The organism is Pseudomonas sp. MIS38 (assembly GCF_019891575.1).
GTDB classification, from domain to species: domain Bacteria; phylum Pseudomonadota; class Gammaproteobacteria; order Pseudomonadales; family Pseudomonadaceae; genus Aquipseudomonas; species Aquipseudomonas putida_A.
The window spans coordinates 36552-58389 of the sequence record NZ_JAFLXF010000022.1; the positions used below are offsets into that span (position 1 = coordinate 36552).

20 protein-coding genes and 1 pseudogene are annotated in these 21838 nt (G+C 59.7%); 8 read left to right on the forward strand and 13 right to left on the reverse strand.

Annotated features, from left to right (window positions below; translation table 11 throughout):
* Positions 1-9: 9 nt before the first annotated feature.
* Positions 10-264, forward strand: a pseudogene (locus tag J1G18_RS22050) (YebG family protein); the annotation flags it as partial.
* Positions 265-442: 178 nt separating this feature from the next.
* Here the strand turns inward: J1G18_RS22050 and J1G18_RS22055 are convergent.
* Positions 443-1462, reverse strand: coding sequence for a Glu/Leu/Phe/Val dehydrogenase family protein (locus J1G18_RS22055; protein ID WP_047597781.1), 1020 nt, complete (start codon positions 1460-1462; stop codon positions 443-445).
* A 172-nt stretch (positions 1463-1634) separates the two neighbouring features.
* Here J1G18_RS22055 and J1G18_RS22060 point away from each other — a divergent pair, with 172 nt between their 5' ends.
* Entirely contained in the window at positions 1635-2438 is an 804-nt protein-coding gene (locus tag J1G18_RS22060; RefSeq protein ID WP_027610885.1) for a SirB1 family protein, read from the forward strand.
* A 183-nt stretch (positions 2439-2621) separates the two neighbouring features.
* Here J1G18_RS22060 and J1G18_RS22065 read toward each other — a convergent pair whose 3' ends face one another.
* The 4 genes from J1G18_RS22065 to hmgA all read right to left on the reverse strand — a co-directional run bounded on the left by J1G18_RS22065 (position 2622) and on the right by hmgA (position 7414).
* Positions 2622-3992, reverse strand: coding sequence for an MFS transporter (locus tag J1G18_RS22065; protein WP_223008456.1), 1371 nt, complete (start codon positions 3990-3992; stop codon positions 2622-2624).
* Between the two features lie 161 nt (positions 3993-4153).
* A complete protein-coding gene (gene maiA / locus J1G18_RS22070) occupies positions 4154-4789 on the reverse strand; it encodes a maleylacetoacetate isomerase (protein WP_223008457.1) in 636 nt (211 codons plus the stop codon).
* A 12-nt stretch (positions 4790-4801) separates the two neighbouring features.
* The gene (fahA, locus tag J1G18_RS22075) at positions 4802-6106 is read right to left on the reverse strand and encodes a fumarylacetoacetase (RefSeq protein WP_135294982.1); all 1305 of its coding nucleotides are present in this window, start codon (positions 6104-6106) and stop codon (positions 4802-4804) included.
* Between the two features lie 3 nt (positions 6107-6109).
* A complete protein-coding gene (hmgA, locus tag J1G18_RS22080) occupies positions 6110-7414 on the reverse strand; it encodes a homogentisate 1,2-dioxygenase (protein WP_223008458.1) in 1305 nt (434 codons plus the stop codon).
* 165 nt (positions 7415-7579) lie between these two features.
* On the opposite strand from hmgA, the gene J1G18_RS22085 reads away from it, so the two are divergent.
* The gene (locus J1G18_RS22085) at positions 7580-8365 is read left to right on the forward strand and encodes an IclR family transcriptional regulator (RefSeq protein WP_097090409.1); all 786 of its coding nucleotides are present in this window, start codon (positions 7580-7582) and stop codon (positions 8363-8365) included.
* A 31-nt stretch (positions 8366-8396) separates the two neighbouring features.
* Here the strand turns inward: J1G18_RS22085 and J1G18_RS22090 are convergent, their stop codons facing one another.
* From J1G18_RS22090 to J1G18_RS22115, 6 genes are all read right to left on the reverse strand, one after another.
* Positions 8397-11879 carry a dermonecrotic toxin domain-containing protein gene (locus tag J1G18_RS22090; RefSeq protein WP_223008460.1) on the reverse strand — a complete coding sequence of 1161 codons (3483 nt, stop codon included), beginning with the start codon at positions 11877-11879 and terminating at the stop codon, positions 8397-8399.
* Positions 11880-12483: 604 nt separating this feature from the next.
* Complete coding sequence (locus J1G18_RS22095; protein ID WP_007968066.1) at positions 12484-13395, reverse strand: SDR family oxidoreductase; 912 nt, start codon at positions 13393-13395, stop codon at positions 12484-12486.
* Positions 13396-13604: 209 nt separating this feature from the next.
* Entirely contained in the window at positions 13605-14507 is a 903-nt protein-coding gene (locus tag J1G18_RS22100) for an alpha/beta fold hydrolase (RefSeq protein WP_223008462.1), read from the reverse strand.
* Entirely contained in the window at positions 14507-15289 is a 783-nt protein-coding gene (locus J1G18_RS22105; RefSeq protein WP_096795378.1) for a class II aldolase/adducin family protein, read from the reverse strand. Before J1G18_RS22105 ends, J1G18_RS22100 begins: the two co-directional genes overlap by 1 nt.
* A gap of 131 nt (positions 15290-15420) precedes the next feature.
* Positions 15421-16107 carry an LrgB family protein gene (locus tag J1G18_RS22110; protein ID WP_027610877.1) on the reverse strand — a complete coding sequence of 229 codons (687 nt, stop codon included), beginning with the start codon at positions 16105-16107 and terminating at the stop codon, positions 15421-15423.
* The gene (locus J1G18_RS22115) at positions 16097-16483 is read right to left on the reverse strand and encodes a CidA/LrgA family protein (protein ID WP_027610876.1); all 387 of its coding nucleotides are present in this window, start codon (positions 16481-16483) and stop codon (positions 16097-16099) included. Before J1G18_RS22115 ends, J1G18_RS22110 begins: the two co-directional genes overlap by 11 nt.
* A 94-nt stretch (positions 16484-16577) precedes the next feature.
* On the opposite strand from J1G18_RS22115, the gene J1G18_RS22120 reads away from it, so the two are divergent.
* Positions 16578-17465, forward strand: coding sequence for a LysR family transcriptional regulator (locus J1G18_RS22120; RefSeq protein ID WP_098967241.1), 888 nt, complete (start codon positions 16578-16580; stop codon positions 17463-17465).
* Here the strand turns inward: J1G18_RS22120 and J1G18_RS22125 are convergent.
* Positions 17455-17910, reverse strand: coding sequence for a flavodoxin (locus J1G18_RS22125; protein ID WP_223008464.1), 456 nt, complete (start codon positions 17908-17910; stop codon positions 17455-17457). The two genes, J1G18_RS22120 and J1G18_RS22125, sit on opposite strands and share 11 nt — an antisense overlap.
* 152 nt (positions 17911-18062) lie before the next feature.
* On the opposite strand from J1G18_RS22125, the gene J1G18_RS22130 reads away from it, so the two are divergent.
* A complete protein-coding gene (locus J1G18_RS22130; protein WP_210558909.1) occupies positions 18063-18539 on the forward strand; it encodes a PAS domain-containing protein in 477 nt (158 codons plus the stop codon).
* 55 nt (positions 18540-18594) lie between these two features.
* A complete protein-coding gene (locus J1G18_RS22135) occupies positions 18595-19200 on the forward strand; it encodes a hypothetical protein (RefSeq protein WP_027610872.1) in 606 nt (201 codons plus the stop codon).
* A 3-nt stretch (positions 19201-19203) separates the two neighbouring features.
* On the opposite strand, the gene J1G18_RS22140 is transcribed toward J1G18_RS22135, so the two are convergent.
* The gene (locus J1G18_RS22140; protein WP_096795375.1) at positions 19204-20163 is read right to left on the reverse strand and encodes a MerR family transcriptional regulator; all 960 of its coding nucleotides are present in this window, start codon (positions 20161-20163) and stop codon (positions 19204-19206) included.
* A gap of 212 nt (positions 20164-20375) precedes the next feature.
* Between J1G18_RS22140 and J1G18_RS22145 the strand changes: the two genes are divergently transcribed.
* Both J1G18_RS22145 and folM read left to right on the forward strand, forming a co-directional pair.
* On the forward strand, positions 20376-20945 hold the full coding sequence (locus J1G18_RS22145; protein ID WP_098967238.1) for an antibiotic biosynthesis monooxygenase: 570 nt from the start codon (positions 20376-20378) through the stop codon (positions 20943-20945).
* Positions 20946-21124: 179 nt separating this feature from the next.
* Positions 21125-21835, forward strand: a complete 711-nt coding sequence (gene folM, locus J1G18_RS22150; protein WP_135294973.1) for a dihydromonapterin reductase — start codon at positions 21125-21127, stop codon at positions 21833-21835.
* The last annotated feature ends 3 nt before the right edge of the window (positions 21836-21838 follow it).

Sequence of the window (21838 nt, forward strand, 5' to 3'; positions counted from 1 at the left end):
AGGTGGTGAATGGCCGTCGAAGTGGTATACCGCAGCAGCCGAGATCTGGAGCGCTTGTTCATGGATAAAGCCGAAGCTGACCGTCATGACAAAATGCTCGAACTGGCCGAGATGCTGTCCGAAGTGTTGCAAAAAGCCGTGCCGTCGCTGAACGAGCAACAGGTTGAAGAAGTCGGGATCTACATGGCGAAGAACCGCGATGTGTTCGCCAAGGCCTTCAAGAGCCAGCCTGATGCGCTGTCGGAGCTGATCAATGCACCGGCAGAAGTAGTCGAAAAAGACGCAGCGGCTGAGCCGGAAGAAGCTCCAGTGAAGCCGGTTAAAGCGGCGAAAGCTGCCAAGTAACCACGTTTGAATCGAAAAGATCGCAGCCTGCGGCAGCTCCTACAGGGAATACGCATTCCATATGTAGGAGCTGGCGCAGGCTGCGATCTTTTGCTTTTCAGCGATATAGGACTTTCTCTGCCAACTCATCCGCTACCCGCGCTGGCGAACGCTTCTCGGCCTGCGCATGGGCAAACACTTCGGTCAGCCGCGAACTGATCTTCGACAGGTGCGCAGTAATTGTCCCCAGCTCTTCACCGCGATGCTTGAGCGAGACATAAATCAACCCGCCCGCGTTGATCACATAATCCGGCGCATACAGAATCCCGCGCCGCTCCAGTTGATCGGCCACGTCCAGATGCGTCAGTTGATTGTTCGCCGAACCGGCCACCGCCGAGCAGCGCAGTTGCGTCACCGTGTGACTGTTGAGCACCCCGCCGAGGCCGCACGGCGCAAGGATGTCGCAGGGTGTACTGAGCAAGGCGTCGTTGGCGATCGGATGCGCGTTGAGCTGTTCCATCGCCAGTTGCACCTTGCCGTGGTCGATGTCGCTGACCAGCAATTCGGCGCCTGCCGCGTGTAGCTGCTCGGCCAGTGCGTAACCGACATTGCCCAAGCCCTGAATCGCCACGCGCAGGCCCTCGAGGTTGTCGCTGCCCAGCCGCGCCATGGCGGTGGCGCGAATCCCTGTGAACACGCCCATCGCCGCATGCGGCGCCGGGTCGCCGGCCGAGGTGGTGCTGGTGACATGCTGGGTCTGCTGGGCGATGCAATCCATGTCCGCTACCGAAGTGCCGCTGTCGATGGCGGTGATGTAGCGACCGTCGAGCTGCTCGATGCAGCGGCCAAACGCTTCGAACAACGCAGCGCGGTTTTCCACATGCGCCGGGCGCACAATCACCGCCACCCCGCCGCCCTGATCGAGCCCGGCCAGTGCCGCCTTGTAGCTCATGCCCTGGGCCAGGCGAATGGCGTCCTCGACTGCGGATTCGTCGTTGGGATAGGCAAGATAACGGCAACCGCCCAGGGCAGGCCCGAGGCGACTGTTATGAATGGCAATGACCGCCTTCAACCCGGTGACCGGGTCAACGCTGAGGTGCAGCGATTCCAGGCGAGTGCTTTGCATGAGAGCGAACATCGGCAGGCTCCCGAATCACTTCTGGTAGACGCCAGTATAGGCTTGCGCCCAAAAATTGCTGAAGCGCACCGGAATAAGCGCCCGCTTCGACGGCGACTTTGCGGCATAACCTGGCCGGTACTGGACGAATGGCGCGGACGGGGCTAAAACGAGGCATTCCCCGGAGATTTCGATGAGTCCGCGCCAACGCTTTTTCGAGTGTCTGCACCGTTCACCGCCCGCGCTGTTCGAAGCGGCGCTGTGGATGGCTGCCGAGCACGAAAAAGGCCTCGATGTAGAAGCGCTGCAACAGGACTTCAAGGAGCTGCAACAGCGCGTCAGCTACGGCTTGCCGATGCTGCCAGTCAGCGAACTGGCGCAACCGTTGCTGCGGCGGTTGAATGATCTGGGCTTCTCTCAGGACGATTTTCTGCCGCTACGCCCACAGGTCGCGTTGTTGCACAAAGTGTTGCAGACCCGCCGCGGCCAGCCGCTGACCCTGTCCCTGATTGCTCTGGAACTGGCCCGTGGTCTGGAGATTCCGCTGGTCGGGGTGAACTTCCCCGGGCATTTCCTGCTGCGGGTACCCGGTGCTGATCACCTGCTGGATCCCTGCGGCGGTCGGCGGCTGTACCCCAATGACTGTCGCGAGTTGTTGCAACGTCAGTACGGCGCGCACCTCAAACTCAATGCCGACCATCTGGCCACCGCCAGCCCAGAGCAGATGCTCCAGCGCCTGTCACGCAACCTGCGGCAGTTGCATCTGGCGCATGAGGATTACATTGCCGCGCTGATCGATGCTGAACGCGTGCTGGAACTGGGCGGTGCCAGCGCCGCCGATTATCTGGCCCGCGCCAGCCTGTATCAACGGCTCGATTGCCCGAACGCGGAGCGCTTCGATCTGGAGCATGCGCTGCTGCTCAGTGATGATCCGATCCAGCGCCTGCGCCTGACTGAGCGGCTTGGGCACCTGCCGCCGAATTCAGTCGTCCACTAATCCCTGTGTGGGAGCGAGCTTGCTCGCAAAGCGTGGTGTCAGCGATGAATGCATCGAAGCCTGAATCGCCTTCGCGAGCAAGCCCGCTCCCACAGGGTTCAGCGTGAACCCATTCTTCTGCATCACAACGATCCCTTGTGGGAGCGTGGCTTGCCCGCGAAGCAGGCGCCACCGTTGTTCCTGTCAGACTGCGTTATCGTTCTTCGCGAGCAAGCTCGCTCCCACAGGGGATTGTGTGGTGTCTGAAGGCGAGCGCACCTGGATGATCAGCAGCGCCGCAATCACCGCCGGAATCGCGCAGAAGAAGAAAATCTGCGTCACCGGAATGTGCATCGCCAGCAGCATGCTGCCGAACAGCGGCCCGAGGATCGAACCGAAGCGCCCTACCCCCAACGCCCAGCCAGTGCCCGTGGCGCGTACATGCGCTGGGTAGAAGTTGCTGGCGAAGGCGTTCAGCGTCAGTTGCCCACCGATGATGCAGAACCCGGCGGCAAACACGCAGGCCACCAGATAGCGTGGATTGTCGTGGTTCAAACCCAGCAGAATCGTGCACAGCGCCGCCCCGGCCAACACCGCGCAAAGCAGGCGCACCTTGCGTTTCAAACGGTCGGCGAACCAGGCCATGCACACCGCGCCCAAGGTGCCGGCGAACAGGAACATCGAGGTCACCAGGTTGGCTTCATTGAGTTTCAGACCACTTTCCAGCAACAGCGTCGGCAGCCAGCTGATCATGAAATACAGCAGAATCAGGCTGACAAAAAAAGTCGCCCAGATCAGCAGTGTCGGGCGCGCATAACCGTTGCGGAACAGCTCGACCACGGTCAGCTTGCTGCCCTGCTCGCGCTCGTTCTGTTGAACGGTCGCGGCCGGCGGTTGCCAGTCCGGCAGCATTCGCGCGGTGACTTTGCGCAGACGCGCATAGGGCGGTGCATCGCGCAGCAGACGCGGCAGCGATTCTGGCAGCATCCACCACAGGAACGGGAACAGCAGCAACGGCGTGACACCACCGGCAAGGAACACCGCTTGCCAGCCAAAGCGGTCGATGAAGCCAGCGGCGACAAAACCACCCGCCGCACCGCCAAACGAAAACCCACAAGCGGCCAGTGTCACCATCAAGGTGCGCAGACGCGGCGGTGAATATTCCGACATCAAGGCCATGGCACTGGGCATCGCACCGCCCATGCCGATGCCGCAGATGAAGCGCGCGATCATCAAGGTGTTCAGAGAATCGGCGAACACCATCAACACCGTCAGGCTGGCGTAGATCAGCACGCAGGCGAGCAGGATTCGCCGCACGCCGAAGCGATCGGCCAGCGGCGTCACCGCGAGCGAGCCGAGCGTGAGGCCCAACAGGTTGGCGCTGAAAACCGGCCCGAACGCGGCTTTCTCCAGCCCCCAGTCCTGGGCCAGTGCCGGCACCACGTAACCGAGCACCTGGGCGTCATAGCCGTCGGTGACCAGCAGCAAGGCGAGCAGGATCAGCAATAACCACTGATAGCGGGACACAGGACGGGCGTCGAGTGCCGCGCGAAAGCTGGCAATCTGGTTATGCATCGCAAGGTACCTGTTTTGTTTTTATGATTTTTTAGGCGGGCGCCGAATCTCCCCTGTGGGAGCGGGCTTGCTCGCGAAAGCGGTGTATCAGTCAGCATCCCGGTACCTGACACTCCGCTTTCGCGAGCAAGCCCGCTCCCACATTGGGGCAAGGTGAAGCTTTAAGGGGTATCCGGCTGATTGGCCGGATGCGCCTTGATGAACGCCGAATGCTCAGCCGCCAACGCCGCCACCCGACAAATCCGCGGATAAGCCTCCAGCGAAACACCGAAGCGCTGGGCCGCATACAACTGCGGAATCAGATAAACATCCGCCACACACGGCCACTCGCCGAAACAGAAACCGCTGTCACCAATCAATTGCTCGACGGTCGCCAGCCCCTGACTGATCCAGTGCGCGATCCACTCCACCACCTGCGGCTCTTCGTGGCCCAACTGGCGCAGGCGATTGAGCACGCTGACGTTATGCAGCGGATGCACATCGCAGCCGATCACCGCCGCCACACCGCGCACATGAGCACGGGCAGCGAGGTCTTCGGGCAGCAATGGCAGCTGTGGATAACGCTCTTCCAGGTACTCGATGATCGCCGGCGACTGAATCAGCAGCTCGCCGTCATCGGTGCGCAGGGCCGGCACCCGGCCCTGCGGATTGATCGCCAGATACGCCGGCTGGCGATGCTCGCCTCCCGACGGCGCGATCAGATTGACCGGCAACGCGGTGTAGTCGAGCCCTTTCAGCGCCAACGCGATACGCACCCGATACGACGAGGTGGAACGGTAATAGGTGTAGAGATCCATGATCCGCTCCTGTCAGCGCGCCGCCAGCACTTTGCCGCGGCATTCGCCGAAGCCGATCGAGGCAAAACCGTCACGGGCGCAGCGCGCACGCAGAATGATTTCGTCGCCGTCTTCGAGGAATTTGCGCACTTCGCCGGAGGCCAGTTCGATCGGCTTTTTACCGCCCTCGGTGATTTCCAGCAGGCTGCCGAACTGACCGCTTTGCGGGCCGGACAAAGTCCCCGAACCGAACAGGTCACCGGCCTGCAACTGGCAGCCGTTGACGCTGTGGTGCGCGACCATTTGTGCGACGGTCCAGTACATGTAGCGAGTGTTGCTCAGGGTCAGGCGATGGGCTGGCAGATTCTGTTCGCGCATGGCTTCGGTGAGCAGCAGCACTTCCAGCTCGATGTCGAAGGCGCCGCCATCTTGATCACGTTTGTCGAACAGGTATGGCAGCGGCTGCGGATCACCTTCCGGGCGCGCAGGTTGCGCCATGCGGAATGGCTCCAGCGCTTCGGCGGTCACCACCCATGGCGAAACACTGGTGATAAAACTCTTGGAGAGGAACGGGCCGAGCGGCTGGTATTCCCAGGCCTGGATATCGCGGGCCGACCAGTCGTTGAGCAGACAGAAACCGGCGATGTGTTCGGCGGCGTCACCAATGGCAATCGGCTCGCCCATGTCGTTGCCCTGACCGATCCAGATGCCCAGTTCCAGCTCGTAGTCCAGTCGTGCGCACGGGCCGAAGGTCGGCTCGCTCGCACCGGCCGGCAGGGTCTGGCCTTTCGGGCGGCGCACGTCGGTACCAGAAGCGCGCACGGTGGAGGCGCGACCGTGATAACCGATCGGCACGTGCTTGTAGTTGGGCAGCAGCGGGTTGTCCGGACGGAACAGTTTGCCGACGTTCTGCGCGTGCTCGATGCCCACGTAGAAGTCGGTGTAATCGCTGATGCGCGCCGGCAGGTGCATTTGACAATCGGCAGCCAGTGGCAGCAGTTTTGCGCCTTGGGCTTCGATGGCGCCGCGATGAGTGCTGCCCTCGCCGAACAATTCCAGCAAGCGGCTGCGCAAGGCTACGCGGGCTTCACGACCGAGGTCGAAGAACGCATTCAGCACGCCGCCGTGCGTGGCTTCGACCGCGCTGCGTGCCGGGCCGTCGAACAGGCCGGCTTCAAGCGCCACCTGCAGATCGAAAATATGTTCACCGATCGCCACGCCCGCGCGCGGCGCCGAGCCGCCAGTGCTGAACACGCCCAGCGGCAGGTTCTGCAGCGGGAAATCCGCGTGGCCATTGGCCGAAGCAACCCAGCTGCGGGTGATGGAAGTCTGAGTCATGGGTTATCTCCGGGTCGGGTCGAACGTGGCGGGCAGCGTGGCCCAGCAGGCGTCGTATGTGGATTGCAGTTGCGGGCAGTCGAGGGCGAAGCGGCTTGGGCGCAGCACCTGACTGGTCTCGAACATGAAGGCCATGGTGTTGTCGATCTTCGCCGGTTTGAGTTCCGCGTTGATCGCTTTGGTGCAGGTTTCGCCATCCGGGCCGTGGGCGCTCATGCAGCTGTGCAGGGACGCACCGCCGGGCACGAAACCTTCAGCCTTGGCATCGTATTCGCCCTGGATCAGGCCCATGAATTCGTTCATCAGGTTGCGATGGAACCACGGCGGACGGAAGGTGTTCTCGGCGACCATCCAGCGTGGCGGGAAGATCACGAAGTCGAGGTTGGCCAGACCGTGCACGCTGGTCGGCGAGGTCAGCACGGTGAAGATCGACGGATCCGGGTGATCGAAGCTTACGGTGCCGATGGTGTTGAAACGGCGCAGATCATATTTGTACGGCACGTTGTTGCCGTGCCAGGCCACCACGTTCAGCGGCGAATGATCGAGCTCGGTGCCCCACAACTGGCCGAGGAATTTCTGCACCAGCGTGGTCGGCTGCTGCAGGTTTTCGTAAGACGCGACCGGCGCGAGGAAATCCCGTGGATTGGCCAGGCCGTTGCTGCCGATTGGCCCCAGGTCCGGCAGGCGCAGCGGCGCGCCGTGGTTCTCGGCAACGTAACCGCGCGCCTGCGGATCAAGCAGCTCGACGCGGAATTTCAGGCCACGCGGCAGCACAGCAATTTCCAGCGGCGCGACTTCGAGCACGCCGAGTTCAGTGACAATTCGCAGCCGCCCCAGTTGCGGCACCAGCAGCAGTTCGCCGTCGGCGTTGTAAAACACCCGCTCCATCGAACGGTTGGCGGTGTAGTTATAGATGCTGATGCCGGCTGGTTTTTCCGCCGCCGAATTGGCCACCATGCCAACCAGACCGTCGATGAAATCAGTCGGCTCGGCCGGGATATCCAGAGGATTCCAGCGCAGGCGATTGGGCGTCACTTCACCCAACGGGCCGCCGGCCAGTTGCCGCTCCAGTTTGACGAACGCCGGGTGATTGGCCGACGGCTGAATCCGGTACATCCAGGTGCGCCGGGCTTCACTGCGGGTCATGGTGAACGCAGTGCCGGAGAGCAATTCGGTATAGAGGCCGTACGGGGCTTTTTGCGGGGAGTTCTGGCCGATGGGCAAGGCGCCGGGCAACGCTTCACTGCTGAATTCGTTGCCGAAACCGGACTGGTAAGCCAGCTCCGACGCGTTTGAATCGAGGTTCATGGAGCCTCCTGAACAGGGAGTCGGCAGTGGCCCATCGCTCTGGCTCAGAGCTTTGCGCACGCCGGGGTTGTTATTATCGTAATTCGATTACGCATAACGTAATTTGCTCGCTATCCAGCGTCAAGCTATAAAGACGCCCATTCGTTTTCGGATCCCGGCCGCACCATGGAAAAAACCAGCGACAGCAACGGCAAACAGAAAGTCCGCTCCGCCGAGGTCGGCACCGACATCCTCAAGGCGTTGGCCGAGTTGTCGCCCTCTACCTCACTGTCGCGTCTGGCCGAACATGTGCAGATGCCGGCAAGCAAGGTGCACCGCTATCTCCAGGCACTGATCGCCAGTGGTTTCGCCGAGCAGAACGCTGCCACCAACCATTACGGACTCGGCCGTGAAGCGTTGCGTGTAGGCCTGGCAGCCCTGAACAGTATGGACGTGCTGAAAGTCGCCGCCCTGCCCCTGTCCGAGTTGCGCGACGAACTGAATGAAACCTGTTTTCTGGCGGTGTGGGGCAATCAGGGCGCGACCGTGGTGCACATCGAGCCGGCGGTGCGCGCGGTGACGGTGGTGACGCAATTGGGTTCGGTTTTGCCGCTGCTTAGTTCGTCCACCGGGCTGGTGTTCAGTGCCTTTCTGCCGCATCGGGAAACCGATGAGTTGCGCGCGCAGGAAATCGCCGTCGCCGGCCATCCACTGGCCGATCAAAATGCCTACAGCGGTTTGTGCGAGCAGATCCGCGAACGCGGTCTGCATCATGTGCACGGCTTGTTGATGCCAGGGGTGGACGCGTTGTCAGCCCCGGTGTTCAACGCAGTCGGGCAGATCGCCGCGGTGCTGACCATCGTCGGCCCGACTTCACTGTTCCACGCTGATGAAGACGGCCCGGCGGCGCAGCGGTTACTGGCGGCGTCGCGGGCCGTGAGCTGGCGAATGGGGTATGAGCAAGCCGGTTGAGTCAGGCGATCTCCAAGCGCCAGCCCGGGGATCAGCGCACGATGGTCTGGCTGATGCCGGTTACCCGATCCTTCATCAATTCAGTGAAGAAATCGATCAACTGTTGATCTGCCGCTTTATGACCCGCCGCCTCGGCGACGAATTGCGCCGCCGACCGTGCATCATCGACCAGACCGAGAAACGATCGTTGAACGTTGGTCACCTGCTTGATCACCTCTGCGCTCGCACCGGCTGTGGCCGCCTGGCCGAGCGTAAATAGTCCGATCAACGCGTCCGCGCCGTATCCCAGTGCCGCCGAGTAGTCACCGCGCCGTTGCGCCTGTGCTCCGTCGTAGACACTTTTCATCATCTGCACCGCAACGGCCACGGAGCCAATAGGCGGCACGGCGAGACTGATGACATTCACCACTTTGATCAGGCCATCGTAAACCAGTCCCGCGATAACCTCCTTCAGACTGGTGGTTCGCTCATCGATATCGCTCAATGCGCGACGCACTCTCCGATCATGGAACGTGAAGAGGTTGTTCAACTTGGCGCGTTCTTGCGTCTTGACCGGAGGCAGGGGTTTCCCGCTTGCGGCAAGATCGTCAAAATAATCATTGATTACTTTTTGATCGACGATTGCAACCCGGTCAAAGTAGTAATCGCGCATCGGTCCATATTGGAAACGAATCGATGGAATGAAATCGTTGATGGGTCGATAGGCAACGCCATCCGGCGCATCGGGCGTATATAACCAGTCGTGGAACTGGCCGAGAATGTTCATCCGCAGGATGTAGACACCCGCAACCGTACGATCCCTCGACTTGGTCAAGCCTGTTTTCCCGATATTGAATTCGTAAAGACCTTCATCACCTTCTGCGGACGAATCATTGATCGGGTAGTGATAGACATCCTCTTTCAAATTCCCGACAACCCGTTGTAGCGCTAAAAAAATGTCAGACCCAAACCTGCCATCGATGTAGTTGGAGAGCAGATCGTAATGCATCTGACAGCGAATTTTTTTTGCGTGAACGGCGCGCTTGAATGCATAGCCAGGATGCTTCCCGTCCAGATAGTCGGTATTGAGCATTTCCGTATACCTGTCGCCAGGACGGAATGTTTTCGATAACGAGGACAGATCGCGAATATCCAGCTGATCGACTGCCGGATGGCCACCCGTCAAAAAATACCTCGGGTCATACTTGCTCGGATATGCCGGATTGGCAGCTTCAAACGACAGCCCTTCGATGAGCAGATCCGTTACGCTTTTCTGAAAATCGTCAGTCTGGACAATAATCTGATCCGGACTGATCTCGACATTTCGTCCTCGCGAACGCAACAGGCTTTCAAGGTTCTGCTTTACCGCATCATGGGTAAAGCGTTCGAAAGAAGGGAACGCATTGTCCCTTGCCTCTACGGTGGAGAGCGCTTTCAGTTCGGTATTCAATCGAGCGTAACGTTTGCGCGGCTCAATCCCGAGGTAGCGGTAAGGCGCAGGCGCAATGGTCTTGTGTAACGCCAGTTCAGACTGATAAGCGACTTTGACGTCATTGAGCAACGGCGCTGTGCCATTGGGGAAAAGGTCCGGGTATTGGGTATCCAGCTTATATAGATAATGGGTGGAGTGACGGCTGGCACCGCGCAAGGATCCGGCATCGTGCAAATAGTCCGGATGAATCAATGACGCCGCGTATTGACGATCAGCGGTCATGGCCGATTCAAACCATTTGTTCAGAGCGAATGCATCCGCAAACGTCATGAAAACAGACTTGCCTGCAGGTGTTATCAGATAAACAAGATAGTTCCGAGTCTCCGGTGCCTGAAAAACCATCACACCTTTCAAGGCGGGCCCCGGAATCTGCAGGCTCAGTTTCAATCCGCGGATAGACACCGACGAGTCACCTGCCAGCGCCCTTTCGATTACCTTCGCTTCGGTTTCACTGAAAATGCCCGAATGGCGCGCAACGAAAAGCGCGAACTCGATGTTGCTGTGCAAGTGGTCGCGATACGCCTGTGCAAACTCCGGCGATGGATCAGCCGAAAGACTGGATACAAACTGCGAGCGCACGTTGATGTTGTTCAACCATTGCTCAAGTGCAGCAGCGGACAGCTTGCTGCCGGGCGGCATCCCGGTGAGGCTGATTTCGGCTTTATACCCCTCGTCATGCAGACCGAAGATGATGAATTCCGTCAGGGTCCGGTTATCGACCTGCTCTAGGGTGCGGCCCCCCAGTTGCATCTTGTGGACGCTGCGCACCTTTATCGTCTCGGCTTCCAGTTGCTCACCCAACGCGCTCATCGCCCACTCGGAAAAACAACGCAAGACATAATCTTTAAACGAGAAACACCTGTCGAAAACCACCCGGTAGTCAGAGTGATATTTCTCCATCGAGTGCTCAAGCTCGACGTAACGCTGCTGAAGAGTGTTACCACCGTTCTTCAGCCAGAGTGGCCATTCGGTCCGCTTGAGTTCTGCCTGCACTTGATCGAATCGACGACCGATGTCAGCACGCATCACCGACAACATCTGATTGTCCTGCAATACCCGGCTGAACGCTCGAGTCTGGCCCTTGCGATCGCGCATCAGACTTGCAAGTGTCTCAAGTTGTCCCTTCAAGTAAGCGTCGACACAATGAGCAGACACACTTTGCGTGGCTTTAGGGAAAGCGATTTTGCTACCGGACGCCGATACACGCGCCAGCAGCGTTGCATGCACGTCGAGATTCCTGGCGAAGTATTCAAAGCCGTTGCCTGGCGTGTGAATGACATAACCGGTGGGCTCATTGAGCAGTTTCATTTGCGGATCCGCCCGCATCGAATTATCGAGGACAAACCCCGGAACAAGCGAAGTGCGAGAGTCGGATTCAGGACTCACCACAACGTTATAAGCGCCGGCGCCGTTTTCCAGGTTCAACAAATAGCAATAGCGCGTCGCCATGCCGTGATCCAGAAATCCCGCCATGGCTTTTAAAGAAAGCTCCGCTGTCAGCACAACGTTATAAGCCTGCTGCAAGGCCTGTTTATTTGTCAGCCCGGTCTTTTCAGTTGTTGCGACTTTTACGGGAGCCGCCCAATACTTGGTCATCTCCGAACGCAGGCTGCTTTCCAGATTTCGCAGCGTATAAGTAATAGCCTCCTCAGCCTCGATAATACTGAAGCCTTTGACTCTCATCTGTTCGCCAACGGTATCGGGCAGGTGAAAGACACCGTCCCCGCCGCCAGCCAGATAGCTCGGCAGCACATTATTATCAAGACAATGAAGCAATACCTCAGACAGTTTCCCCGAAGGACGACGTTCAATCTCATTGGACTGATCGGTGATATTGATATAAACATTATCAATATCGATATTCTTCTGCCGCTGCTGCAATTCTTGCTGCAATGCCTGCCGAGCAATCTGCCGAACTGTCGGGATCGCCTCAACAATAGCGAACAAATCATTCTGCGCGGCAGCGGCCTTTACCCACTCAGCCCTCCAGGTTATTTCTGCACCTTCAGAACCTCGCATCAAGCTTTTGTATAACTTATCCATATTCAAGTCCTATCTTTCAAGTTCAGTGAACGCAACCCCGCATCACTGCGATAACGAAAGATAGTTTTATTTTTAACAAACAAGAAGCGCCAGTTCATTTCAACAAATATAGATTACAAGGTATTAACCGAAACAAAAAAAAACCACCTGTAAAAAATGACAAATTCACAAACAAATAACCCGCACAAAAGCCTCATACAAAGTAACTAACTCAACCATCCAGAATAGACAGCGAAGCGATATATTTCCGGGCGCGAACACTTTGCGCAGTCCGTGCACAGTCCTGTGGCGCGATCAAGACTGTTGCACGCCCCGTAACAGTGCATGTCCGGAATCGCTATTTTTCCTTCGGGCTCAAGTGCTTATTCTGAGCGGGCTTTCAGGCAGACGCCGCAAAGCACCAAGCCTTGGCTGCTGAGCAACTCGCGCCAGCGCTGACCGATTTCAGATGAGTCGATGCTTCGATTGATCGCCCCGGTGTTCACTGACGTTGATTTGTAGCTCCTTGATCCAACGTCTTACCTTGGCCGCTGCGTTTGCAGCGGCCTTTTTTATGGGCGAAGGCTTTACCGGCGGGATCGGTATTTGCGGGGCGTGGCAAACGTTACAGCGAATACTTCTGCAAATTCGCCATCATTTCCTTCAGCGCTTCAATGTTGTCCTTCGGATGCGCCGCGCCTTCGAAATCGCAGATCTGCTGCCAGTGCGCCGCGACATCTTCCGGGGAGAAGCCGCTGCGGGGATCGAAGCCAGCACCGAGGCTGCGTTCCCAGCGCACCTTGCCCATCCAGCCGCCACCGACTTCAAACAGGCCGGACGTTTCCTGGCACTGTTCACTGGCCAGGTACACCACCAGCGGGCTGACCAGCTCCGGTTTGAGCTGTTCGAACACTTGCGGCGGGATCAGGCCTTCGGTCATACGCGTGCCGCCGGTAGGCGCGATGGCATTGACCAGAATATTGTTCTTGCGACCTTCGATGGCCAGGGTACGGGTCAGGCCGTAGAGGCCGAGTTTGGCCATACCGTAGTTGGACTGGCCGAAGTTGCCGTAGATGCCCGAGGTCGAGGCGGTGAAGATCACCCGGCCGTAGTTTTGCTCGCGCAAGTGCGGCCAGGCGGCCCGGGTCACTTTGTAGGCGCCCTCGACGTGGACGCGATAGACAAGATCCCAGTCGGCGTCGTCCATCTTGTGAAAGGTCTTGTCGCGCAGAATCCCGGCGTTGTTCACCACCACATCGACACGGCCGAAGGCGTCGAGGGCGTTCTGCACCAGTTTGTCGCCGTCGGTGACCGAGTCGTGGTTGGCCTCGGCGATGCCGCCGGCTTCGCGAATTTCCGCCACCACACGGTCGGCGGCGGAAGCGTTGGCCCCTTCGCCCTGAGTCGAACCGCCGAGGTCGTTGACCAGCACTTTGGCACCGTGCCGGGCGAACAGCAAAGCGTGCGCTCGCCCCAGGCCACCACCGGCGCCGGTGACGATCACGACTTTATCTTCGAAACGTACGGACTCATTCATCGCAGGAACTCCAGCAGGCCAGTAATGAGTCCGAGTGTCAGGCACAGGGCTTTGGGTCACAACGAATACGGCTGAGGCTGAATGGTGCGCGATAAGGGTGAGGGATGATGAGGGCGTCAAAAGATCAAAAGATCAAAAGATCGCAGCCTGCGGCAGCTCCTACAGAAGATCGGTGTAGGAGCTGCCGCAGGCTGCGATCTTTTGATCTTTCAGGAGCACGCGACCTTGCGCGGCGGCAACTCCAGGCGCTCACGAAACGCCAGGTAATGCTTGAGCACCTGCACCGGCGCTTCGATCTGCGGATAGTGGCCGATACCTGACAGTAGCACCGTATCGGCGTCGGCAATCAGTTCGCGGTAACGTTCGACCATGTGCGCACCGGAAACCGGGTCAACTTCGCCATCAATCACCCGTAGCGGGATTTCATCACGCTGCATGGCCGCCACCCAGCGGTCGCGCTGCACACGGCGCTCGGGGATGTAGCCGATCAGTTTGTGCAGGATACGCGGGCCGCGATGGGTCTCGATCAGGCTCCAGAAATCATCCAGTTCACTTTCACTTGGGCCGGTCTGCGGACCGAAGATCTGCCGGAAACTTTTCACCAGTGCATCACGGCTGAACGCCCGTCCGATCATCCAGCCCAGCGGGCTGAGCAGCAGCTTTTGCATCAGCACAGGACGATGGGTTTCGGGGAACAGCCCGCCATTGAGAAAGACGCAACTGGCGACCTCGATCCGGTTTTCGTAATGCCGGGCGAGCAATTCCTGGGCAACGCTGTCGCCGTAATCGTGGGCCAGCACATGCACCGCTTGCTCGACCTGAAGATGCGCCAGCAGCGCCTGTTGCAGGTCGGCCTGCTCCAGCAGGCTGTAGCGGTGATGCAATGGTTTGGCCGAATCCCCGAAACCGAGCATGTCACAGGCGATCACCCGATAGCGCTGGGCCAGCGGCTGCCACAGGTAGTGCCAGTCCCAACTGGCCGTCGGGAAACCGTGGATCAGCAGCAGCGGCTCACCCTGCCCCGCCGTCCAGTAACGGATCGACTGGCCGCGAAAGACAAACGTCCGGCTGCGTTTGCGCCAGACACACAGAGGAATCTCGGCAAGAGGCATCAGAGTTTATATCCGGGGTCTTGTTTATCGAGTTTGCGCAGCAACGCCGGCCAGGCCAGCGCGCCGCCCATGCCTTGAGCACTTTTGGTGACGCCGGCGATCATCGCTTTGGCGCCCGCCAGGATCTGCGGTTCGATGGCGATCAGTTCAGCAGCGCCGGTTTGCGCCATGACCTGAATATCGCAGGCGCGCTGGAAGGTGAACATCATCAGAAAGGTGTCGGCGATGGTGCCGCCGCAGGTCAGCAGACCGTGGTTGTGCAGCATCAGGAAATTGTTCTCGCCCAGGTCGGCTTGCAAGCGCGCCTTCTCTTCATGATTCAGCGCCACGCCTTCATAGGCGTGATAGGCCAGGCTCGACAGCACGAACAGCGACTGCTGACTGATCGGCAACACACCCTGTTTTTGCGCTGAAACGGCCACACCGGAGGCGGTGTGGGTGTGCAGCACGCAAACCACATCGTGCCGCACTTCGTGCACGGCGCTGTGGATGGTGTAACCGGCGGGATTGATTTCGTAGGGGCTGTCCATGAGCTTGTGGCCGGCCTGATCGACTTTGACCAGGCTCGACGCGGTGATCTCATGGAACATCAACCCGAACGGGTTGATCAGGAAGTCTTCGGTGCCCGGGACCTTGGCCGAGATGTGGGTGAAGATCAGGTCATCCCAGCCATGTAGCGCAACCAGCCGATAACAGGCGGCGAGATCGACCCGGGTCTGCCATTCCGCGGCACTGACCTGGTCTTTGACATCAAGGGACAATTGGACGGGGGCTACGCTCACTGTATGCACCTCTGCGTTCTTATTGTTCTGCACGTACGAGCAGTCTAGTCAGGCGCAGAGGATCGCGTAGTTGCATTGCCAGCCAGCTTGATGACTGAGCGGGTCAGCCAGGCAAACTCCTTGGATCCATGTCAAAGCAACGACGCCAACAAAGGCGCGGCGAACAGATTGAGCAGCCCGGTCAGCACCATCACCAGCCCCGCCACCGAGCCTTCCTCACCCCCCACTTCATGCGCCCGACTGACGCCTGCGCCGTGCGCGCCAACCCCGAACAACGCGCCGCGCGCCAACGCACTGCGCAACGGCAGCCACTTGAGCAATACGCCGCCGAGCATCGCGCCGAACACGCCGGTAAACATCACGAACACGGCAGTCAGTTCCGGCACGCCACCGAGATCCTGCGCCAGCGGCATGGCGAATGGCGTGGTGATCGAGCGCGGTACCAGCGACATCGTCACCGAGCTATCCAGCGCCAGCGCCTTGGCCAGGCCGAACGACGTAGCGATCGACGCCGCGCTGCCGGCAAGCATGCCCAGCAACAGCGCTGACCAGTGCCGCACCAGCAGACGCCGCTGCTGCCAGATCGGCACGGCGAAGGCGACCGTCACCGGCCCGAGCACCAGCATCAACCAATGGGTGTTGCTGGCGTATTCGGCATAGGCGGTGTGCAGCGGCACGGCGAGCGCCAGCAGCAGCGCCGGCACCAGAATCAGCGGCGACAGCAAATAACGCCCGGTGCGCCGGTAAATCCAGCGACTGAACAGGTACGCCAACAGCGTAAAGGCGAGCCAGAACATCGGCATCCATTCAAGCTTCATGGGACCGCCTCAGGCGCACGGCCAGCTCCACGGTGAAGGCTGTTACCAGCATCACCATCAGGGTGCTGGCGCCGATCACCAGCAGAATCCGCCAGCCGTCATCACGCAACAGTGCGCCGTAGTCGAGCAGACTCATCAGTGCCGGAATAAAGAACAGCAGCATCTCGGCCATCAGCAATCCGGCACCCAGTTGCAGCGCCGCCGGTTTGACCCAACCAAACGCAAACGCCAGCAGCAACAGGGCCATGCCGATCACGCCGCCGGGAATCGGCCAGGCCAACCACGCGGCGATCTGACAGCCGAGCAGGTAGAGACCGAGCAACACGGCCAGTTCTGCGAATAGACGGGACAGGTATTTGAGGGATGCGGCGTTCATGATGGGCTCCTTACAGGGGCTTATTTTACGAAGCGGCCTGCCATCCCAGAAGCGAATTGTTAGACTCAGCCCTATTCCACAATGGAATCGGATGATGGAATTCAAACAGCTGCGCAGTTTTGTCGAAGTCATGCATCAGGGCGGCTTCACCCAAGCGGCGAAAACCCTGCACATCAGCCAATCGGCAGTGAGCAAGCAAGTCGCGCAACTGGAGCAGAGCCTCGGCACGCCGTTGCTCGAACGACTCGGCTCGCAATTGCGCCTGACCGCCGCGGGCAGCGTGGTGCTGCAGCGCGCCGAGGGCATGTTGCGCCTTCGCAATGAATTGCTCAGCGAACTGGATGATCTGAGCCAACTGGCGCGCGGCGAATTGCGCCTCGGCCTGCCGCTGCTGGGCAGCGATGCGCTGTTCGCCGGATTGTTCGCCGAGTATCGCCGGCGCTATCCGAACATCAGCATTCAATTGCTTGAGGGTGGCAGCCGCAATGTCGAGCAAGCGGTGCTCAGCGGCGAACTGGAGTTAGGCGGGAGCCTGCTGCCGAAAGATCCGCAGTTCGATTTCCAGCCGTTCTGCGATGAGAAACTCGATGCGTTATTGCCGGTGGATCATCCGTTGGCGGGGCGCGGCGAGATTGGCCTTGAGGAATTGGCCGACACGCCGTTCCTGTTGTATCAGCGCAGCTTCGTGCTCAATGACCGTTTACTGCAGGCCTGCCAGCAACTGGGCTTTACCCCGAAAGAAGGCGGGCGCAGCGGGCAGGCGGATTTTCTCGTGGCACTGGTGGCCGCCGGGCAAGGCGTGGTGCTGCTGCCCAGCGTGGTGGCCCGGGCACTGGAGCGTCCGGGCGTGGTGCGCCTGACCTTGCGCGCGCCAGATTATTTGCGCTGGGACATCGCCTTCATCTGGCGCCGGGGCGCCTATCTGTCGAAAGCCGCGCAGGCCTGGCTGGCTCTGCTGCGTGAGCGCGCGATCAGCCCTTGAGCGTGGCGATCAATTGCGCCAGCCATGGCTCGGCGTCGGTTTCCGGGGTCACGCTTTCGCTGGCGTCCAGACGCAGCATCTCCTGCACTTCGCGCACGCCCAGTTCGGCGAACAACTCACGCATCAGTTCGCCGCCGCCACAGAACGTATCGCCGTAACTGGCATCGCCCAAACCGATCACCGCGCCCGGCAAGTCGCGCCACGCGGCTGGCAACTGGTCGCGAATCGCCGAATACAACGGCTGCAGGTTATCCGGCAACTCGCCCATGCCAGTGGTAGACGTCACCGCGAGAAACGCTTCAGGTGCGAACGCCTGGATATCTGCCAAGCTGGCGCGCGGGTTGTAGAACGTTTCAAAACCGGCGTCTTTCAGCAGGTTCTGCGCGTGACGGGCGACTTCTTCGGCCGAGCCGTAAACCGAGCCGGAGAGGATGGCGACTTTCATCAATCTGATCCTGAAGCTGAAAAAAAGAGCGGCGATAGTAGCAGTCCGACGCAAAAGCCGCGATCCAGCCCCGATTCGCCGTGATAGCCAGTAGACAGCGGCGTTGGAACTTCTAGAATGCCAGCCATTATCGACACTGAAAGGATTCATTGATGATCAACGCCAGTCTGCTGCAAATGGTGATCAACGCGTCGAACGATGGAATCGTGGTGGCCGAAAAGGAAGGCGAGCAGGACAACATCCTGATTTACGTGAACCCGGCCTTCGAACGCCTGACCGGTTACAGCAGCGAAGAGATACTTTATCAGGACTGCCGCTTTCTGCAGTCAGGAGACCGCGATCAAGCCGGTCTGTCGCTGATTCGCGACACCTTGCACAACGGCGGGGCGTGCCGGGAAATCCTGCGCAACTACCGCAAGGATGGCACCCCGTTCTGGAACGAACTGTCGCTTTCGACGGTGAAAAACGCTGATGACGGCCAGACTTATTTCGTCGGTGTGCAGAAAGATGTCACGGTTCAGGTCAAGGCGCAGCAACGCGTAATTCAGCTCGAGGCTGAGGTCGCAGCGCTGAAAGCGGAACTGGCAGCGTTGAAAGCGACGAACGGCGTAAACAAAACTGCGAACTAAGTGTCATTAACTACAATCACCAATGACTTTGTAACTATATCTTTCGAGCCAGGCCATGCAACGCGACGCCCTCCTGACCCAGGATGAGCTGGATTTCATCCAGACCATGCAGCACAACCCGCAGCTCAATGTGCGGGATGCGACGTCGAGCCTGCTGGTCAATGGTGGTTCGCAGATCCGTGACCTGCTCACGCGCCTGGCGGCTCACGAGCAAGTGACCATCCAGGCCAACTTCGAAAATCAGCAAATGACCTTCCCGCTGCATCTGGTGGAAGACGAATTCCACGCGTTGCACCTGCGTCTGGGCGTGCCGAGCATTTACGAAGACGGGCCGATGATTCGCCCATGGCGCCTGACCCTCGAAGAGCCGGTCGCGCTGGAAAACGCAAAAGGGCAGCCAGGCATGATGTGGGTGCACGAGGTGTCGCACAAAGGCGTGCTGCTGGAAATGCGCAACAAGACCAAACCGCCCAAGCATTTCGCCCTGTGGTTCAGCCCTTCAGGTTATGAGCGGATTTCCCTGCGCGGCAATTTCGAGCGCGAAACCGAGCACGGTTTTTACGCCTACGAGCTGAGCCAGACCGATGCCGATGAAACCGAACGCCTGCGCCAGTTCATCCTGCAACAACACCGTCTGACCCACCCCGCCCTGCACACCTGAAATTCAGGTATCCAGCGTACCTGCGAGAAATTGCGTCATGCGCTGACGCATCGTCGCCCCTTCATTGCCCAGACAACCGATCGACGATCCGGCCAGACTGTCCTGTGCCAGATCGGCAGCGTCGCCGGCGAGCATTACCTGACAGTCGAGACTCAAGGCCAGTCGATTCAGACGGCGCGGCAAATCCGCGGTGGGGGCGTGGTTGGAAAAAAGCACCAGCGCCTGCGGCTTGATCCGCTCGCACACCAGCGCCAACTCATCGAATGGCTGGCCGGTGGTCAGCACCCGCACGCCCGCATCATTGCCACTGAGAAACAACGCGGCAACCAGTAGCTCGAGTTCACGACACTGACCGGCGAGCGCACTGACAATCACTTTGCGCGGCTGGGTGCCGCGCAGCGCGACGATCCGCTGCAACACCCGCGCCCGCAGGAACCCGTCGAAAAACAGCCACTCGCTGGTCTGCCCGAAGGCATCCTGGCGCTGCAACATCTGCAGCCACAAAGGCATGAGAATGTTCTGAAACACTACCGGCAGCGAGTAGGACGAGAAGATCTGGTTGTAAACCTGATCCAGCGCGCGGTCGTCGAACGAACTGACGGCCAATTGCACCTGCTGCTGCCATTGCGCGTAATCGGCCTGGACCAGATCATCGGGGATGATATGGGCCAAGGCTTTCAGCGGCTCGGTCCTCGCCAGGATCTTGCCGACCTTGCTCACGGCAACGCCGCGATCAATCCAGTCGACAATGCTGCGCACGCGCTCGATTTCGGTCATCGAATACAACCGGTGCCCGCTTTCGGTGCGCGTCGGCTGGATCAGACCGTAGCGGCGCTCCCATGCACGCAGCGTTACCGGGTTGACGCCGGTCAGCCGCGACACCTCCCGAATAGGGAACAACTCTTCGCGCTCAAGTGCGACAGAGGCCTGCGAGGCAGGGTTAGCGTCCGTGATAACAGCCATGGTGCTGATGTGTCCGCTCGGTAAATTTGGATCCCATTCTACATCCGATGCCCTCTGTCGGTTCAACCCAATAAACAGAGACGAAAGTCTCTGAAACTGTCATCAAAATCGGGAATAATCCTTGCTTGTTGAAAAGCGCAGACCCCTACCCCGGTTTGCGCAATGCGAAACCTCCTACCCGGAGCGCCGCACTCGAAATATGGAGATACACAATGTCTACTTCCCCCGTCACGCTGATGGTTGCGCGTCGCGTCGCCGACGGCCGCTATCAGGACCTGATTGCCTGGCTGCGCGAAGGCGAACAACTGGCCACTGACTTTCCCGGTTATCTAGGTTCCGGCGTGCTCGCTCCGCCACCCGGTGACAACGAATTCCAGATCATTTTCCGCTTCGTCGACGAGCAGACCCTGCACGCCTGGGAGCACTCGGTCTCGCGTACCGCGTGGCTGGCGCGGGGCAGCGATCTGTTCGAGCATCCCAAGGAGCATCGGGTCAGCGGCATCGAAGGCTGGTTCGGCGCTGCCGGTCAACGGCCACCACGCTGGAAACAGGCCGTGGCGATCTGGCTGGCGTTCTTCCCGGTGTCGCTGCTGTTCAACTTTGTCCTCGGACCGCTGCTCGGCGAGATGAGCCTGCTGCCGCGGGTATTGGTCAGTACGGCGTGCCTGACGCCGTTGATGGTGTATTTCTTTATTCCACTGTCGACACGGTTGCTGGCGGGTTGGCTGAACAGCGTCCCGGCACCTCGACTGCCTGTTGAACCAGTGTCTCAAAACCGCTGAGCGCCCATGTGGGAGCGGGCTTGCTCGCGAAAGCGTCGTGTCAGTTGATGTATCCGTGCCTGGCACACCGCCTTCGCGAGCAAGCCCGGCTCCCACAAAAGCACAGCACCCGTCTTGCGATAGGTGGGCACCCCGCGTCACTGTTATAGTTTTTGCTCCCACCGCGACGCGAGCCGTTCATGTCCATATCCTCCGCCCCGATCCTCATCACCGGTGCCGGCCAGCGTGTCGGTCTGCACTGCGCACAGCGTTTGCTTGAAGACGGCCATCGGGTCATCTTCACCTACCGCAGCGAACGTCCGGGCGTACAAGCCCTGCGTGATCTGGGCGCTGTCGCGGTGTTCGCGGACTTCTCCAGCGAAGCCACCATCCTCGCCTTCATCGATGAACTGAAAACCCACACCGACTGCCTGCGCGCCATCGTCCACAACGCCTCCGAATGGCTGGCGGAAACCCCGGGCAGTGAAGCCGAGGCCTTCTCGCGCATGCTCAACGTGCACATGCTCGCGCCGTATCTGATCAACCTGCACTGCGCCGACCTGCTCAAAGGCTCGACCCCGGCCGACATCATCCACATCAGCGACGATGTCACGCGCAAGGGCAGCAGCAAGCACATCGGTTATTGCGCCAGCAAGGCCGGGCTCGACAGCCTGACCCTGTCCTTCGCCGCGCGCTATGCGCCGGCAATCAAGGTCAACGGCATCGCGCCGGCCCTGCTATTGTTCAATCCCGACGACGACGCGGCGTACCGCGCCAGGGCGCTGGCCAAATCCGCGCTGGGCATCGAGCCCGGCAGCGAAGTGATCTACCAGAGCCTGCGCTATCTGCTCGACAACCCCTATGTCACCGGCACAACCCTGACCGTCAACGGCGGACGGCACGTCAAATAAGCT

Coding starts and splice junctions, on each gene's coding strand:
- J1G18_RS22055 (WP_047597781.1), bottom strand. CDS start 1,462: ATGTTCGCTCTCATGCAAAGCACTCGCCTGGAATCGCTGCACCTCAGC.
- J1G18_RS22060 (WP_027610885.1), top strand. CDS start 1,635: ATGAGTCCGCGCCAACGCTTTTTCGAGTGTCTGCACCGTTCACCGCCC.
- J1G18_RS22065 (WP_223008456.1), bottom strand. CDS start 3,992: ATGCATAACCAGATTGCCAGCTTTCGCGCGGCACTCGACGCCCGTCCT.
- maiA (WP_223008457.1), bottom strand. CDS start 4,789: ATGGATCTCTACACCTATTACCGTTCCACCTCGTCGTATCGGGTGCGT.
- fahA (WP_135294982.1), bottom strand. CDS start 6,106: ATGACTCAGACTTCCATCACCCGCAGCTGGGTTGCTTCGGCCAATGGC.
- hmgA (WP_223008458.1), bottom strand. CDS start 7,414: ATGAACCTCGATTCAAACGCGTCGGAGCTGGCTTACCAGTCCGGTTTC.
- J1G18_RS22085 (WP_097090409.1), top strand. CDS start 7,580: ATGGAAAAAACCAGCGACAGCAACGGCAAACAGAAAGTCCGCTCCGCC.
- J1G18_RS22090 (WP_223008460.1), bottom strand. CDS start 11,879: ATGGATAAGTTATACAAAAGCTTGATGCGAGGTTCTGAAGGTGCAGAA.
- J1G18_RS22095 (WP_007968066.1), bottom strand. CDS start 13,395: ATGAATGAGTCCGTACGTTTCGAAGATAAAGTCGTGATCGTCACCGGC.
- J1G18_RS22100 (WP_223008462.1), bottom strand. CDS start 14,507: ATGCCTCTTGCCGAGATTCCTCTGTGTGTCTGGCGCAAACGCAGCCGG.
- J1G18_RS22110 (WP_027610877.1), bottom strand. CDS start 16,107: ATGAAGCTTGAATGGATGCCGATGTTCTGGCTCGCCTTTACGCTGTTG.
- J1G18_RS22115 (WP_027610876.1), bottom strand. CDS start 16,483: ATGAACGCCGCATCCCTCAAATACCTGTCCCGTCTATTCGCAGAACTG.
- J1G18_RS22120 (WP_098967241.1), top strand. CDS start 16,578: ATGGAATTCAAACAGCTGCGCAGTTTTGTCGAAGTCATGCATCAGGGC.
- J1G18_RS22125 (WP_223008464.1), bottom strand. CDS start 17,910: ATGAAAGTCGCCATCCTCTCCGGCTCGGTTTACGGCTCGGCCGAAGAA.
- J1G18_RS22130 (WP_210558909.1), top strand. CDS start 18,063: ATGATCAACGCCAGTCTGCTGCAAATGGTGATCAACGCGTCGAACGAT.
- J1G18_RS22135 (WP_027610872.1), top strand. CDS start 18,595: ATGCAACGCGACGCCCTCCTGACCCAGGATGAGCTGGATTTCATCCAG.
- J1G18_RS22140 (WP_096795375.1), bottom strand. CDS start 20,163: ATGGCTGTTATCACGGACGCTAACCCTGCCTCGCAGGCCTCTGTCGCA.
- J1G18_RS22145 (WP_098967238.1), top strand. CDS start 20,376: ATGTCTACTTCCCCCGTCACGCTGATGGTTGCGCGTCGCGTCGCCGAC.
- folM (WP_135294973.1), top strand. CDS start 21,125: ATGTCCATATCCTCCGCCCCGATCCTCATCACCGGTGCCGGCCAGCGT.